Origin of the sequence: Massilia aquatica (assembly GCF_011682045.1) — a bacterium.
Taxonomy (GTDB): domain Bacteria; phylum Pseudomonadota; class Gammaproteobacteria; order Burkholderiales; family Burkholderiaceae_D; genus Telluria_A; species Telluria_A aquatica.
On record NZ_VVIW01000008.1, the window covers coordinates 208,413 to 224,358 of the forward strand.

The following is a 15,946-nucleotide window of genomic DNA, read 5'->3' on the forward strand; positions in this document are numbered from 1 at the left end:
TATTGTCATCACGACATTACAGTCTCCGGCCTTGTTGTCCCTATTTTGGGTTTGAACCGGCAGAGATAGCGACGATCTGTTTTATTCTGCCAATGAAATCGCCCCAATGGCTGGTGTCGGTTCTGTCGTATACGCCGGTGATCCAAGTGCAGGAGTTGTGAAAACGATAATATTTCGTTAAGGCCGATAAAAATTCTTTCCCGTCCGCATCCGATCGGTATACTTTTTTTGGCTTGGCAAGCTCAACCCAGATCATTCCATTAGGCTCCATATTTTTTTTTGGGCATCCCTCGGTAGAGAGCGCGTAATTCTCCGCTTCCAGCGTCAAATGCCCATACACAGAAATTTTTTTCCCATCGTAGGCGATCGGGTTTTTGAGCAGGTCCTGTAGCGTGATCGATGCAATTTTCCGCATGCTCGCCTTGCGCTTGATTTCAGAAGAACATGCTGATGGCAAAACAAAAAATAATGTGAAGAACAGAATTTTTCTCATTAAAACCTCCCTGTAATGAATGACAACCGCAAGCCTAGGGTTGCGCTTGCGAGTCACGCGCTTTTTATCAACGATCGCGCCCGCCGGTTCCCTGGTGCCGCTCAGGCCAGGCCCTGTCGCTTGAGGCGCCGGTACAGCGTGCGCTCGCTGATGCCCAGGTGAGCGGCCAGTTCGCTGCGGGTGCCGTCGAAGTGGGCCGGCAGGGAGGTGCCGGCCTGCGCGGCCGGGCCGGGCTGCGCCGGCGCCGGCGGCAGGTGCGCAACCCGGATCACGCCATCGTCAGCGAACAGACTGGCGCGTTCGAGCACGTTGCGCAGTTCGCGGATATTGCCCGGCCACGCTCGCCGCTGCAACTGCGCCAGCGCCTCCGCGTCGATGCTCACCGTGCGCATGGCGCTTGGGCGCGCCAGGAAGGAATTGGCCAGCAGGGCGATATCGCCGGCGCGCTCACGCAGCGGCGGCAGGCGGATCGGAAAGGCGTTGATGCGGTAATACAGGTCCTGGCGGAACTCGCCGCGCGCGACCATCTCGGCCAGCGGTTTGTGGGTGGCCGCCACCAGCCGAAAATTCGCGTGCAGGGTTTCCACCCCGCCCACCCGCCGGTAGGTGCCGGTTTCGATCAGGCGCAGCAGCTTGACCTGCATCGCCAGCGGCACGTCGCCAATTTCATCGAGGAAGATGGTGCCGTCCTGCGCCGTGTCGACCAGCCCCGGCTTGCGCACCGCCGCCCCGGTGAACGCGCCTTTTTCATGGCCGAACAATTCGCTCTCGAACAGGGTCTCGCTCAAGCCCGAGCAGTCGACTACGACCAGCGGGCCGCCGGCGCGCGCGCTGCTGGCGTGCACGGCGCGCGCGAACAGTTCCTTTCCGGTTCCCGATTCTCCCAGCAGCAGCACCGGCAGCATCGAGGGCGCCACCCGCTGCAGCGCGGCCAGCGCCTGGTTGAAGGCGGGCGAGCGGCCCACCAGTCCATCGCCGCTCGGCTGCGCCGACGCGCTGCGCACCGTCGACAAGCGCTCGACGTAGGCTGTAATCGCCCCGTGTTCATCGAAAATCGGACGCAGTTCCACATCCACGTGTTCCGGCCCGCGCGGCGTATGGTGAATGTGCAGCACGCGGTCCGGCCCGCGCAGCTCCTGCGCCTTCTTCATGGGGCAATGCTCGCCCGCCTGGTCGCACGGCAGGTCGTAGTGATGCGAGACGCGGTAGCACTTCTGGCCGATGAAGGGCTTGCCGGTGCCGCCGAACTGGCGCCGGTAGGCGCTGTTGGCGGCCAGGATGTTGTAGTCGGGGTCGAGCACGATCATCGGCTGCGCCTCGTGTTCGAGAAACGACACCAGCGACTGCACCTGTGCGGAGGGCGCGGCGGTTGACGCTTTGTTGGTCGGGTCGGTGGGCATGGGGTGGCTCCTGGTCAGGGGCGCATGGTGGCGCAGCACTGCCACGACTGTCAAGTGGCACTGCCAGATGGCAGCTTGTGGCAGTCCGGCTGGCGTGGGTGGCATGTAAATTCCTTAACAAATCAAGGACCTGGATCATGATTCTGGCACCTGGACGCTCTGGCATGCGTTTTGCCTTATATGCCAGGTATCCACAGGAAAGCCCCACGCATGAGCACAGCCGCATTCCAGGTCGAAGGTTTCTTCGACGCTGCCACCAGCACCGTCAGCTACCTGGTGCTCGATCCGGCGACCGACAGCTGCGCCCTGATCGACAGCGTGCTCGACTTCGACCAGAAATCGGGCCGCACCGGCACTGCCTCGGCCGACCGCCTGATTGCGCGGGTGGGCGAGCTTGGCGCCAGGGTCGAGTGGATACTGGAAACCCACGTCCACGCCGACCACCTGACCGCCGCCCAATACCTGCAACAGCGCCTCGGCGGCAAGACCGCCATCGGCCGCTACATCGCCGCCGTGCAGGAAGTATTCGGCACCTTGCTCAATACCGGGGCCGGCATGGCGCGCGACGGCAGCCAGTTCGACCACCTGTTCGCCGATGGCGAGACGTTCCGCATCGGCGGCGTGGAATGCAGTGCCATGCACACGCCCGGCCACACGCCGGCCTGCCTGAGCTACGTGGTGGGCCACGGCGCCCGCCTTGCCGCGTTCGTCGGCGACACCCTGTTCATGCCCGACTACGGCACCGCGCGCTGCGATTTTCCAGGCGGTGACGCGGGTACCTTGTACCGCTCGATCGCCAGGGTGCTCGCCTTGCCCGACGATACCTTGCTCTACATGTGCCACGACTACCAGCCGGGCGGGCGCGAGGTGCGCTTTGTCAGCACGGTGGCGGAGGAACGCTTTCATAACGTCCACGTCGGCGGCGGCGTCACGGAAGCCGATTTCGTGGCCATGCGCACCCGGCGCGACGCCACCCTGGCCATGCCGGCCCTGATCCTGCCGTCGGTGCAGATCAATATGCGCGCGGGGCAGTTTCCGGAACCGGAAGCGAATGGCCAGCGCTACCTGAAAATTCCGCTCAACGCGCTGTGAGCGTGAACGGCAGCATGGACCGGCACGAGGTGCTCATCATCGGCGGCGGGGCGGCGGGCATTGCCACGGCGGCCAGCCTGCTGGCGCGCGAGCCGGGCCTGGACATCGCCATCGTCGACCCGGCCGACGTGCATTACTACCAGCCCGGCTGGACCCTGGTGGGCGCCGGCGTGTTCGATAGCGCCCAGACGGCGCGCACCATGGCCTCGGTCATTCCGCGCGGGGTCAAGTGGATCAAGGCGGCGGTGGCGGCCTTCGCGCCGGAGCGCAATGCCGTCATTCTCGATGGCTTTCGCATGGTGTGCTACGGGCAGCTGGTGCTGTGCCCGGGCCTCAAACTCGACTGGAACGCCATCGACGGCCTGCCGGCCACGCTCGGCAGCAATGGCGTGACCTCGAACTACCTGGTCCACCTGGCGCCGTACACCTGGCAACTGGTGCGCAGCCTGCGCGCGGGCCAGGCCATTTTTACGCAGCCGCCGGCGCCCATCAAATGCGCGGGCGCGCCGCAAAAGGCGCTGTACCTGTCGGCCGATCACTGGAAACGCAGCGGCGTGGCCGGCCAGGTGCGGGTCGATTTTTGCAGCGCCGCGCCGGTCCTGTTTGGCGTGCCCGCGTACGTGCCGGCGCTGATGGAATACGTGAACGGCTACGGCATCGGCCTGCATCTGGGTCACACCTTGAGCGCAGTCGATGGCCCGGCGCGGCGCGCCACGTTTACGCGCGCGAATGCCGACGGGGCGAAGGAGACGGTCACGCGCTCGTTCGACCTGCTGCACGTGGTGCCGCCCCAGATGGCGCCGGACTTCGTGCGGGTCAGCCCGCTGGCCGATACAGCCGGCTGGATCGATGTGGACCCCGCCACCCTGCGCCACAAGCAATGGGCCAACATCCACGCGCTCGGTGACGCCATCAATTCCGGTAACGCCAAGACGGCGGCAGCGGCGCGCAAGCAGGCCCCGGTGGTGGCGCACAATGTGCTGGCGGCGCTCGGCAAGGCGGCCGGCGTGGCCCGTTACGACGGCTATGGCGCCTGCCCGCTGACGGTGGAGCGGGGCAAGGTGGTGCTGGCCGAGTTCAGTTACGGCGGCAAGCTGGCGCCGAGTTTTCCGTCCTGGCTGATCGATGGCACGCGGCCGTCGCGGCTGGCGTGGCTGCTCAAGGAACGGATTTTGCCGCCGTTGTACTGGCACGCCATGCTCAAAGGCCGCGAGTGGCTGGCCAGGCCGGCCCTGGAGGACGCGTGAGGCCTGCGCCATGACGCTCGTCGCCCTGCTCGGTTTCGTGGTCGGCATCGTGCTGGCGCTGACCGGCGCCGGCGGCGGCATCCTGGCCGTGCCGCTGCTGGTGTTCGGCGCGGGCTTGTCGATGGCCGAGGCGGGGCCGATCGGTTTGCTGGCGGTGGGGCTGGCGGCCAGCCTGGGTGCGGGCATGGGGCTGCGCAGCGGCACCGTGCGCTACAAGGCGGCGCTGCTGGTGGCCGCCGCCGGGGTGGTGTGTTCGCCGCTCGGGCTGTGGCTGGCGCAGCGCATGCCGAACCGGCCGTTGACGGCGCTGTTCGCCATCGTGCTGCTGTACGTGGCGCTGCGCGCCTGGCGGCGCTCGCGCTGCACGATGGACGCAGCGGCGCCACGCCGCACCCCGCCGCCGTGCCGGCTCGACCTCGCGCGCGGCAAACTGAACTGGACGGCGCCGTGCGCGCGGGCGCTGTGCTGTGCCGGGCTGGTGGCGGGCGGTTTGTCGGGCTTACTGGGTGTGGGCGGCGGGTTTGTGATGGTGCCGGCGCTCCAGCGCTTCACCGACCTGGGCACGCAATCGGTGCTGGCGACCTCGCTGGCGGTCATTGCGCTGGTCTCGATGGCGGGGGTGGCGGCCAGCGCCGCCACCGGGCATCTGCAAGGGGCGGTGGCCTGGCCGTTTGCGCTCGGCGCGCTGGCCGGCATGGGCGCCGGACGGCTGCTGGCGGCGCGCTTGCCGGGTGCTCGCCTGCAACAGGGTTTCGCGCTGGTGTCGGGGCTGGTGGCGGTCGCGCTGCTGGTGCGCGCCACGGCCTAGTGTGGTTGTTTTGCACGGTTCCCGGCGTTGTCATAAAAATATCTTGAGGGTTGACGTGGTTTTCAGCTAGAGTTTCAAGCCGGAAATTTCCGCCTTTACCCACACCGAGGTCTGACATGTACCAAACGCTGAGCGGTTGCGCCCGCAAACTCCCCGTGTTATCCGGAACCGCCGCCGTGTTGCTGGCGCTGGCCGTGCTGCCGTCCGGCGCTGCGGCGGCCGACCTGGCCGTGTCGGCCTGCGCGGCGCAAGTGTATCCGGCCGAGGCCCTGCGCTACCGCATGGAGGGCGTGAGCCGGGTCCAGCTGGTGCCGGGCAAAAAGGTGCGGGTTGCCGGGGTGGTCGGCGAGAGCGGCTACGCGGTGCTCGACAGCGCCTCGGTGGCGCTGGCCACCACTTGCACGGTGCCGGCCACCAGTCCCGACGGCACGCCGTGGGTGCTGACCGTGCCGTGGAAGCTGCCCGCCGAAAAAGGCGCGTACACGCCGGCGCGGCTGGCTGTCGAGTTTTGCTCGCGCAGCAATAAACTGATCCGCTTCCCCGAGCTCGATGGCCTGGCGCCGAACATCACCGTGCGCGTGCTGGTGGATGCCGACGGCGCGCCGTCGGCGCCGAAGATCGAACTGTCGAGCGGCGAACCGCTGGCCGACCAGCAAGCGCTCGAGATGGTTGCACAATGCCGCTTCGGGCGCGCAACGCTCGACGGCGTGGCGGTGCCGGGCGCGGTGCTGGTGCCGCTGGCCTTCGACAGTGCCGGCGTGAGCGACGACAAACTGCGCGCGCTGTACACCTTGCAGACCGATCCGAAGCTGGGGCCGAAGGATTACAAGCTGGCGCAGATTGACTTTGCCACCGAGACGGAAGCGACGCGGGTCATCGGCGAGCTGAACGGAGGCACCACATTCGTCGACTACATCCGCAAGCGCACCAAGCTGCCGGAAGTGATCAGGCGCGCGGGCCAGCTTGGCTGGATGCGCGTGGCGGAGATGGAGAAGGGGATTGCCGAGGCCATCGAGGCGCAGGGCGAGCCCGGCTTGTTGCAGCAGCCGGTGCAGGCGAAGAACGGCCGCTGGCACGTGATCGACATCGAGGAAACGCGCCCGGTGGCCACAGCCGGCTACGAGAAGGTCAGGGCCAGTCTGAAGCGCAAGCTGATCGAAGAACGCGAGGTCGTGGTCCAGCAGCCGCCGCCGGTAGCGAAGTGATGCTGCCTGAAGGGGCGCCTGGCGCGCCCCTTCAGGTCAGGACTCAGGGCAGCGTTTTGAGCGTCGCCTTGACTGGCGCCGAGAAGTTATAGCCGTCGTAGCGGTCCCAGTTGATCGACCAGGTCATCACGCCCCGGAAATCCGGGTAGGCCTTGAGCGGCTTGATGGTGCCGCAGTTGAGCAGGCGGGTCAGGCAGTTGAGCGCGTTGTTGACATCGGTCGTGGTGGTAAAGCCCGAGCCGGCCGAACTGCGGCCGGACGGCACGCCGAAGCCCACCTGGTCCGGACGCAAGCCGGCAAAGGTATTGCCGCCGTAGGTAAAGCCTTCGATCAGCATGCGGGCGGTGGCCACCAGCTGGTCGGTCGAGCCGGCCTTGATCGGACCGGTCGCATACGGCGTATAGATGTCGCCGTTGTTGTAATACTGCGGGTGGAGCACCGTCAGTTCATTGCGCAGCGCATTGATGATCGGGATGTACGCGCCCCAGATCGAACCGTAGCTGGTAAAGCCGCCTTCCACATACACCCATTCCGGCGCCATCGACAGGTAGAAGCGTGAGCCGACCTTGGCCTTCAGGTTCTTGACCGCGAGCGGCAGGTAGGTCTGGATCGCCGCGCCTTGGGAAACACCGTTTTCCAGGTCGATGTCGATGCCGTCGAAGCCGTATTTGACGATGATCGCGTGCAGGGAATTGGTGAAGTTGGCCGCTTCGGCGGTCGAGCCGACCGAGACCGAGCCGTTCTGTCCGCCCAGCGAGAGAATGACCTTTTTGCCCTGGGCTTGCTTGGCTTTGATGTCGGCGATGAACTGCGCTTCGCTGCCGGCGCTCGGGTCGACCGTGAAGCTGACATTGCCGCCGCCGGCGTTATCGGCAAACGAGACCACGATCACGTCCCAGTCGTTGCTGACCTGGCTGATGGGGAAGGTATTGCCGCTCGGGTTGGCGAAATTGTGCCAGTAGCCGACCAGGGCGTGTTTTGCCAGGCCGGTTGGGGTGGGTGTCGGTGTTGGCGTCGGCGTCGGAGTCGGCGTTGGCGTCGGAGTCGGAGTCGGAGTCGGCGTCGGCGTCGGCGTCGGCGTCGGCGTTGTGCAGCTTGCGCCGGTGCCCCACAACGTTGGCGAATCCTTCGGATTCCAGTTGGTGCCGGGGTAGGCGGTATGCGTCACGAGCGCCTTGTACGACACACCAAGATAGCTGACGACTTGCCCGGCGGTGTACGAATTGCCTTCAGCCCACAGTGCGCATGCGACCGGCGTCGGCGTCGGGGTTGGGGTTGGCGTCGGAACAGGCGTTGGGGTTGGTGTCGGCGTTGGCGTCGGCGTCGGCGTTGGTGTCGGATTCGTGCCACATGTGCCGCTTACGGTCCATGGCTTGCCGCTCCCGGCGGCCCCGTTATTGGTCAACGGATTGGTGCCCTGGGTCCAGTACGTCGCCGTGTAATTGACGCCCGCGACACTGGCCGATTTGCCGCCTTCGTACACGGCTGCGCTGTTCCATTCGGCGAAGCACACGGACGTTGCGGCCAGCATTTTGCTCTGGGACGACTGCGTGGCGGTGGACTGGTTGCTGTCGGCACCGCCGCAAGCGGCGAGCGAACCGCCCAGCAGGCTGACGATGAGGCTATGGATGAGTGTCTTATTCAATTTGGAACTCCTTGTCGAGATGTCGAGCGGCTTAACGATGTTTTATGTGCAATAAACAGATACCAATATAACACCAGTAATCGGAGATATGCATACCAAATTGAAAATTATTAATACCAAATTATTACCTCCGGCAAGAGTCGATGCCACGGGTCATCGAGTTACGTTGACATCGCAGAATGCATAGCGGACGCACCGCGCGGGGATGGCTGCTGATGGAGGTGCCTTGAAGGAGGTGTCGCGCCGGAACCGGCGCTGAGGGCCGGTTCCGGATACGCTGGCGCGTACTTGACGTACTTGACGTACTTGACGTACTTGACTTACTTGATGACGGCGATCCGCGTGCGCTTGCCGCCTTTGAAGGTGTACAAGGTCAGCTTGCCATCCTTGACGTCGCCGCGCGCATCGAAGGCGACGGTGCCGGTGATGCCCTGGTAGCTGTTCTTGGCCAGCACCGGCAGGTACACGGCCGGGTCCGCAGAGCCGGCTTTTTGCATGGCCGCCACCATGGCCAGCATGGCGTCGTAGGCGTACGGCGCGTAGGTCATCACATCGACGCCGAAGCGTTTGCGGTAGGCCGCGCGGAAATCGTCCAGGCCTTTTTGCTGCTGCGGCTCGACGCCGCCCGCTTCGGCGCAGATGACCTGGCCGTCGGCCATGCCTTCGCCGGCCAGCCTCGGCACCGAATCGGAACACATGCCGTCGCCGCCCATGAAGCGCACCGGCATGCCGAGTTGCTTCATCTGGCGCAGCATCGGCCCGGCCACGGCGTCCATGCCGCCGAAGAAAATCAGGTCGGGCTTGGTGGCCTTGATGGCGGTGAGGATGGCGTTGAAGTCGGTGGCCTTGTCGGTCGTAAACTGCTGCGCCACGATGCGCGCGCCGCTGGCGGCGCCGGATTTCTTGACGTTCTTGACGAACTCGTCCGCCAGGCCCTTGCCGTAGGCGGTGCGGTCGTCGATCACGGCAATCTGCCTGGCCTTGCCGTCCTGCACCGCGTAGCGGGCGAGGGCGGCGCCCAATTGCTCGTCGTTGGCGATATTCCGGAACGCCGTGTTAAAACCCTGGCGCGTATATTTCGGGTTGCTGGCCGCCGGTGAAATCTGCGGGATGCCGGCATCGTAATAAATTTTCGAGGCGGGGATGGTGGTGCCCGAGTTCTGGTGCCCGATCACGCCGCGCACCTTGGCGTCGACCAGTTTTTGCGCCACGGTCGTGCCTTGCTTAGGGTCGCCGCCATCGTCTTCGGCCAGCAACTCGACACGAAAGCGTTTGCCGGCGATGGTCACGCCCTTGGCATTCAACGCGTCGACCGCCATGCGCGCGCCGTTTTCATTGTCTTTGCCCAGATGGGCAATAGCGCCGGAAACGGCCGCCACGTGACCGATCCGGATCACCTCCTGCGCGTGGGCCGCGCCGCCAACCACGCAAGCGAGCACGGCCGCCTGAATAACCAATTTTGAACTGAACTGCATAACTTTCCTTGTTGTTGACGCGGCCCGAGCGCCGCAGATCGGGCAGCATACCATGTAGGAAAGTTACGCGCGCCTGTGGATGTCCACACCCTCAGTTGCCGTTGCCGATCCCGCTGCCCCGGCTGCGCAGGCGGTACAGCACGCCCAGCCCGGCCATGGTCAGCACGGCGCCGATCAGCGTGAGCAGCTCGCTGCCGCCGCGCGTGACGACCGGGGCGGCGTTCGAGGCCATGGTGGCGGCGGACATGCTGCGGTCGTAGGTGGCGCCGATGACCAGCTCGCGGTCGTTGATCGAATTGGTCAGGTGCAAGCCCTGGCCGCCGCGGTGCAAGGTCATCTTGTTGTCGCGCCACACGAAGGACATGCGCTCGCTGCCCACCAAGACCGTCCCGACCACGTGGCCGGCGTTGTTGATGTCGGTCGCGAAGCTGTTGTAGTTGCCGATCAGTGCGCCCAGGTCGACCATGCGCTTGCCATCGTGCATGAAGGCGCGCCAGCGGCGGTCGGCGGTCTCGGAGGCGCCGACGACGACGCCGGCGTCGTTGACCGCCAACGCCGAACTCTGGCGTCCGCCCAGGGTGCCGAGGTCGACCATGCCGTTCTCGGGCGTGTACAGGAAAGCGTGGCGCAGGCCGTGCTCGTTGGCGGCGGTCCCGGCCACATGGCGGTGCTTGTTGACGGCGCTGGCATAGCTGATGTTGCCGCCCAGCGTGCCGAGATCCTGCAACTGCCCGGCGCCATCGTCGATGAAGGCGTGCCAGTCGCCGCCGGGTATGTCGGCAAACCCGACCGCGACGCCATCCTGGTTCAGGGCCATCCCGTAACTGCTGGGGCCACCCAAGGTGCCGATCACGCGCATGCCGCTGTCGCGGTGGAACAAAAAGGCGTTCCAGGTGCCGTCCTTATTGCGCACGGAGCCGATGATCTGGCCGCGCTCATTGATGCCGCGCGCGTCGCTGTGTTTGCCGCCACGGGTGCCGAGGTCGGTGATTTTGCCTTTTTCGAACAGGACACCGCGCGTGTTGCCGTCAACGTCTTCCAGCACGGCGGCGACCTGGCCGGCCCCGTTCATGTCGTAGGCGATGGTCGATTCGCCCGGCAGGGCGGCGATCCCGAGCGAAAGGGGCCGGGCGCTGGCTTCGCCTCCCAGCAGGATCAGGACGGCGAGGCAAGCTGGGAGGGCAGGGCGCATGCGGGATTCCTTTGTCGGGGATGGGCGGAGGATCGTTGTCCGTTGCGAAACGGTCAACGATAAATATACGCCATCATTGCGCCTTGCAAGAAAAATATTTTGCTATGTAGTGGCAGGTATTTTGCTCTAGCAATGCAAGCAAGATTAGCTGCACTTGTGAATGATTGGGTAGATGCCGTGGCTAAAACAAGCTGCGGGACAAGCGAATGAGTTCGGGTATGAGCTGGGAGAGAAAAACCGCAGTGGTCACCCACATGATGATTGCCGCCTTCGCCTCGGAAACGTCACCTTTTGTCGCGCTGGTATTTTTCAATATCCCGACGTCCAGCTTCAGCGCTGCGACATCTGTCTTCAGCACTGCGACATCTGTCTTCAGCACTGCGACATCTGTCTTCAGCACATCGACATCGGTCTTGAGCACCCCAACATCCGTTCTCAATACGGCCACATCGGTCTTTAGCACCGATACGTCAAGCATCATGGCTGCGACATTTGCCTCCAGATTTGCCACCCGGGCTTCCATGCCGTCCTGACTACGTGATTCGTCACTCATATCCGTGGTCCTTCCTGTCGATTCAAGGGATCGTAGAGAGCTTCGCGCAAATGAGCACCATTTGCTCCTCATGGTAAGACAGCTTTGACAGCTCTGAGTTCCCCCGGACAGGCATCCCAATGATCCACAACAAAAAACCCGCACGCGGCGGGTTTTTTGTCGATCTGCACGGTGACATGCCGGCGAAACGCCGTGTTGTCAGAAGGCGTAACGCGCCGTCACCTGCACCGAGCGCGGCGCCCCTGGCAGGTTCAGGTTGCCGTTACTGCCGTGCCCGGCAACGGTGTACTGGCGGTCGGCCAGGTTCATCGCATTGACCTGGATATCGACCTTGCCCTGGCGGTAGTACGCCATGGCATCAAACGTCGCGTATCCGGGCAGCGCCACCGTATTGCCGGGATTGGCAAAGCGCTGGCCCACGGCATTCGCCCCGGCGCCCACGCCAAACCCATTGCCCAGCGCCTTGGTCAGCCACACATTGCCGCTGTGAACCGGCGTGAGTGTCGGACGCTTGCCCTGCACCGGCTGCCCCGCATCGATCGCGACCGACGAGACCGCCCGCGCATCCAGGTACGCATAGCCGGACCACAACTGCCAGCCGTCGCCCAGCTTGCCGGCGAAGGTCAGCTCGATGCCGTCGCTGCGCTGGGTCCCGATGGGAATGAGGCGGTTGGTGGTCGGATCGGTCGCCTTGATGTTGGTGCGTTCCAGCCGGAACAGCGACACCGAGGCGGTCGCATTGCCGTCGAACAGGTCGAACTTGGCGCCGACTTCCTTGTTGGTCGTTTCCTCAGGCGCGATCTGGGCATTGTTGGCGGCCAGCGCGAACGATTCGCCCGATGGCTGGAACGACTTGCTGAATGACCCGAAATACGACTGCGTCTCGCCCGGCTGGTACACCAGGCCGGCGCGCGGACTCCAGGCGCGGTCCACGCGCGCCAGATTCGACTGCCCGGCGCGCCGTTCCAGCGTGCTCTGCTCGAAGCGGTCGAAGCGCACCCCGGCCAGCGCCTTCCACTGCGCCGACAAGGTGGCCATATCCTGCACGTAGGCGCTGGCCACCTTCATCGCGCCCAGGTTGTCGGTCGACGGCGCGGCGCTCACCGTGAACGGCAGGCTTGGGGCGACCGGATTGAACAGATTGACCTTGGCGATATTGTTCTGGGTGCGGAACAACTGGTCTTTTTCCTGCTTGCCGATCTCGACGCCGTACAGCAACTGGTGGCGCATGCCGGCCAGGTTGGCGACTTGCTTGAGCTCGGTCTGGTTGAAGTAGCCGCTCTCGTCGCGCAGCACATTGCTGCGGTTGAGCGACGCCGTCAGCGCCTTGTCGTCGACCGATCCGGCCAGCGTGTTGTTGCGGTCCAAGGTGTAGTTGTAGTGACGGAAAGCGTTGCGCAGCGTGAACGCATCGTTGAAACGGTGATCCAGGGTAAAGCCGAAGGCTTTGACTTCGGCTTCGGAATAATCGTTCTGCCTGGCGTTGGCGGCGCCGTAGTAGGTCCCGGCCGGCACATCGACCGGCCTGCCGCGATACGCGGGCACGCCAAAATCGGTCACGCGCTTGTCGTTCAGGTATTCGGCCTGCAACAGCAGTTTGGTGGCCTCACTGATCTTGAGCGCGACCGACGGCGCGAACGCTTCGCGGTCGAGGAACTGCTGGTCGCGGTAGCTGTCGGCGCGTTCGATGGCGCCGGTCACGCGAAATGCCACCGGGCTGGCGCCGTCGGCGCGCGCCACATCGACTTCGGCGCGGCGCTGGTTCCAGCTGCCGGCCTGCAGGCTGACTTCATTCTTGTTGATGCCGGGCTTCTTGCTGATCCGGTTGATCAGCCCGCCGGACGAGCCGCGCCCGTACAGCACCGAGGCCGGTCCCTTGATGATTTCCACCTGCTCGGTATTGGACAGGTCGCGGAAGTACAGCGCATCGTCGCGCATGCCATCGACGAACTGGTCGGCAATCGCGGTAAAGCCGCGGATGGTCACCTGGTCGCGCTGGCCGTCGCCGTGCGACAGGCCGATCCCCGGCACCGCCTTGAGCACGTCCTGCAGCGAACGCGCGCCCTGGTCGCGCAGCACCGACAGCGGCACCACGTTCACGGTCTGCGGAATATCGCGCAGCGGGGCGTCGATCTTGGTGGCGCTGGTCGACGTGGCCGGATTGTAGCCGGCGTCCTGGTCGCGGGTGGCGGTGACGGTGATTTCTTTCAGTTCGGTCTGGGCCTGCGCGAGGGCGGGGCTGGACAAATAGGGGAGGGCCAGCGCGATGATGACCGCCAAGTGTTTCTGTTGCATTGCCATGTTACGTCCTTGTTCTTGTGCTTTTACTGCGAATGATAATGATTCCCATTCATATTATTGCTGAGCAGCGTAAATATGGCAAATTTATGTGAAGCGCATAGCTTGGCGTCAGAACAGGGTCTGCTGCAAGGTCGTCAGGCTGTGGAAATCGTCGCCCAGGAAGGGCAGGATGGCATCGGCGATCGGTTGCAGCTGGCGCGTGACGTAGTGGTCATAGTCGATGCGCGAGCGCTGCGTTTCCAGCGGTTCCGGACCAGACAGGGTCATGACGTAGCGGATCCAGCCTCCGCGCTGGTATTGCAGGGGGCGGCCGTGCAGGCGATTGAAGTCGTCGGCCAGGCGCGCCGCACGCACCGGCGGCGGCGCGGCGCCCTGGTACTCGGCCAGCGGACGGCGGATGCGCTTGCGGTACACCAGCAGCTCGTCGAAGTCGCCGCGCACGGTGCTCTCGACGTACTCGCGCACGTAGTCGCGGTACGGTTCGCGCTTGAAGATGCGCAGGTACAGCGCCTGCTGGAACTGCTGCGCCAGCGGGGTCCAGTCGCTGCGCACCGTTTCCAGGCCCTTGAAGATCATCTCTTCGCCGCCGCCGGCCAGGCCGGTCAGGCCGGCGTAGCGCTTCTTGCTGCCTTCTTCCGAATTGCGGATGTTGGGCATCAAAAAACGCCGGTAGTGCGTTTCGTACTGGAGTTCGAGTGCGCTGGCCAGGCCGAACTCCTGGCGCAGGTGCTCGCTCCACCAGGCGTTGACGTGGGCCACCAGGGCGCGGCCGATCTCGCCGGCCGCGTCGTCGCCGTGCGCGCTTCCGAGCCACACAAAGGTCGAATCGGTGTCGCCGTAGATCACCTGGTGGCCGCGTTCTTCGATCAGTTCGCGCGTGCGGTGCATGATCTCCTGCCCGCGCAGGGTGATCGAGGACGCCAGGCGCGGGTCGAAGAAGCGGCAGTGGTCCGCGCCCAGCACGCCGTAGAAGGAGTTCATGATGATCTTGAGCGCCTGCGACAGCGGCTTGTTCTGTTCGCGCTTGGCCGCCTCGCGGCCTTCGGCGATCTGGCTCACGATGGCCGGCAGGCAGTGCTTCTCGCGCGAGAAGCGCGCGCCGCGAAAGCCCGCTATCGTGGCGCCGCTGTCGTCCTGCAAGCCTTCGACCAGGCCGACCGGGTCGATCAGGAAGGTGCGGATGATCGACGGATACAGGCTTTTGTAATCGAGTACCAGCACCGAATCGTACAGGCCCGAACGCGAATCCATGACGTAGCCGCCAGGGCTGTTTTCGCCGGCCACGTCGCCCTGGTTGGGCGCCACATAGCCCTGGCGGTGCATGCGCGGCAGGTACAGGTGTTCAAAAGCGGCCACCGAGCCGCCGCCGCTGCGGTCCACCGCCAGCCCGGTCACGCTGGCCCGCTCCAGCAGGAAGGGCAGCACCTCGGTCTTGCCGAAAATGCGGGTGACCAGTTCGCAGTCTTTCAGGTTGTAGTGCGCCAGCGCCGGCTTGTCTTCGTTGAAGCGGCGCTCGATTTCGGCCATGCGCTGGTAGGGATTGTCGATCGCCTTGCCTTCGCCGAGCAAGGTGCGGCTGACGTTTTCCAGACTGAACGACGAAAAGCTCCAGGTGGCCGACTTGAGCGCGTCGATGCCGTCGATGATCAGGCGCCCGCAAGCGCCGGCGAAGAAGTGCTGCTGCGAGCCGTGTTCGCGCCACTCCATCGGGCTGCCGTCGCGCCCGAGGCGCAGCGGCACCCCGCAGCGCTCCGCATGCTTTTGCAGCACGCGCAGGTCGAACTGCACCACGTTCCAGCCGATGATGGCGTCCGGGTCGTGGGTGGCGAGCCAGGTGTTGAGGCGTTCGAGCATCTGCGCGTGGCTGTCGCAGTAATCGAGCGCGAAGTCGCGTGGCGCATCGGTGCCGTTGGGCGGCCCAAGCATGTACACCTGGCGCTGGCCGCAACCTTCGAGCGCGATCGAATACAGCTCGCCGCGCGCGGTGGTTTCGATGTCGAGCGAGGCGAGTTTCAAGCGCGGGCGGTAGCCTTGCGCCGGCTTTAACGGGCTGTCGGGCGCATCGTGGAACAGGACCGGCGCGGTGATGAAGCGCTCCATCAGGTAGCGCTCGGGCGGGCGGATGTCGGCCTCGTAGACGTCGATGCCGTACTCGCGCAGGCGCTTGGCCTGGCGGGTCAGCTGGCGGTACTGCTGGCAGTACAGGCCGAACACGGGCCGCTGGCGAAAGTCGCGCAGATCGAGCGAGCGCAGTTCGCAGCCGCGTTCGCCCTTCAACAGCGCCGCGACCTGCGTGCGCCATTCCTCGGGGATGAAGGCGACCGACACCTGGCCGGCGAGGCGGATATGGCGCGGCCCGTCGTCGGTGGCAAGCCAGAAGTCGACCTCTGTGCCGGCGGGCGTATCGCGCCAGTGGCGGGTCAGGATAAACCCCTGCTGCGGTTGATTCAAATGACTACCTCGGAAGCGCTGTAAGTAAACGTGCGGCCCGCGTATTTTAAGCGATGTGCGCCATGATGATTGGAATGACATGTT

11 protein-coding genes and 1 pseudogene are annotated in these 15,946 nt (G+C 64.8%); 4 read left to right on the plus strand and 8 right to left on the minus strand.

Features of this window, described 5'->3' with window-relative positions; all coding sequences use genetic code 11:
- Nucleotides 1-40 precede the first annotated feature (40 nt).
- The gene (locus F1609_RS16365) at nucleotides 41-493 is read right to left on the minus strand and encodes a hypothetical protein (RefSeq protein ID WP_167077466.1); all 453 of its coding nucleotides are present in this window, start codon (nucleotides 491-493) and stop codon (nucleotides 41-43) included.
- 101 nt (nucleotides 494-594) lie between these two features.
- On the minus strand, nucleotides 595-1,893 hold the full coding sequence (locus tag F1609_RS16370) for a sigma-54 interaction domain-containing protein (RefSeq protein WP_167077506.1): 1,299 nt from the start codon (nucleotides 1,891-1,893) through the stop codon (nucleotides 595-597).
- A gap of 210 nt (nucleotides 1,894-2,103) precedes the next feature.
- Between F1609_RS16370 and F1609_RS16375 the strand changes: the two genes are divergently transcribed.
- The 4 genes and pseudogenes from F1609_RS16375 (at nucleotide 2,104) to F1609_RS16390 (ending at nucleotide 6,245) form a co-directional block, all read left to right on the plus strand.
- Nucleotides 2,104-2,985 carry an MBL fold metallo-hydrolase gene (locus tag F1609_RS16375; protein WP_167077467.1) on the plus strand — a complete coding sequence of 294 codons (882 nt, stop codon included), beginning with the start codon at nucleotides 2,104-2,106 and terminating at the stop codon, nucleotides 2,983-2,985.
- 20 nt (nucleotides 2,986-3,005) lie between these two features.
- Nucleotides 3,006-4,232 (plus strand): annotated as a pseudogene (locus tag F1609_RS16380) (NAD(P)/FAD-dependent oxidoreductase); the annotation flags it as partial.
- A 10-nt stretch (nucleotides 4,233-4,242) separates the two neighbouring features.
- The gene (locus tag F1609_RS16385; RefSeq protein WP_167077468.1) at nucleotides 4,243-5,040 is read left to right on the plus strand and encodes a sulfite exporter TauE/SafE family protein; all 798 of its coding nucleotides are present in this window, start codon (nucleotides 4,243-4,245) and stop codon (nucleotides 5,038-5,040) included.
- A gap of 116 nt (nucleotides 5,041-5,156) precedes the next feature.
- Nucleotides 5,157-6,245, plus strand: coding sequence for an energy transducer TonB (locus F1609_RS16390; protein ID WP_206752957.1), 1,089 nt, complete (start codon nucleotides 5,157-5,159; stop codon nucleotides 6,243-6,245).
- Between the two features lie 43 nt (nucleotides 6,246-6,288).
- On the opposite strand, the gene F1609_RS34605 is transcribed toward F1609_RS16390, so the two are convergent.
- The 6 genes from F1609_RS34605 to F1609_RS16425 all read right to left on the minus strand — a co-directional run bounded on the left by F1609_RS34605 (nucleotide 6,289) and on the right by F1609_RS16425 (nucleotide 15,862).
- Entirely contained in the window at nucleotides 6,289-7,890 is a 1,602-nt protein-coding gene (locus tag F1609_RS34605) for a chitinase (protein ID WP_229421913.1), read from the minus strand.
- 320 nt (nucleotides 7,891-8,210) lie between these two features.
- Nucleotides 8,211-9,365: a branched-chain amino acid ABC transporter substrate-binding protein gene (locus tag F1609_RS16405; RefSeq protein WP_167077470.1), complete on the minus strand. Its 1,155-nt coding sequence runs from the start codon at nucleotides 9,363-9,365 to the stop codon at nucleotides 8,211-8,213.
- Nucleotides 9,366-9,456: 91 nt separating this feature from the next.
- Nucleotides 9,457-10,557 carry an HAF repeat-containing protein gene (locus tag F1609_RS16410; RefSeq protein WP_167077471.1) on the minus strand — a complete coding sequence of 367 codons (1,101 nt, stop codon included), beginning with the start codon at nucleotides 10,555-10,557 and terminating at the stop codon, nucleotides 9,457-9,459.
- Between the two features lie 181 nt (nucleotides 10,558-10,738).
- Nucleotides 10,739-11,110 (minus strand): hypothetical protein, encoded by a 372-nt coding sequence (locus tag F1609_RS16415; protein WP_167077472.1) that lies wholly within the window; start codon nucleotides 11,108-11,110, stop codon nucleotides 10,739-10,741.
- Nucleotides 11,111-11,308: 198 nt separating this feature from the next.
- Nucleotides 11,309-13,411, minus strand: coding sequence for a TonB-dependent receptor (locus F1609_RS16420; RefSeq protein ID WP_167077473.1), 2,103 nt, complete (start codon nucleotides 13,409-13,411; stop codon nucleotides 11,309-11,311).
- Nucleotides 13,412-13,519: 108 nt separating this feature from the next.
- On the minus strand, nucleotides 13,520-15,862 hold the full coding sequence (locus F1609_RS16425) for a DNA polymerase II (RefSeq protein ID WP_196785445.1): 2,343 nt from the start codon (nucleotides 15,860-15,862) through the stop codon (nucleotides 13,520-13,522).
- Nucleotides 15,863-15,946: the final 84 nt, after the last annotated feature.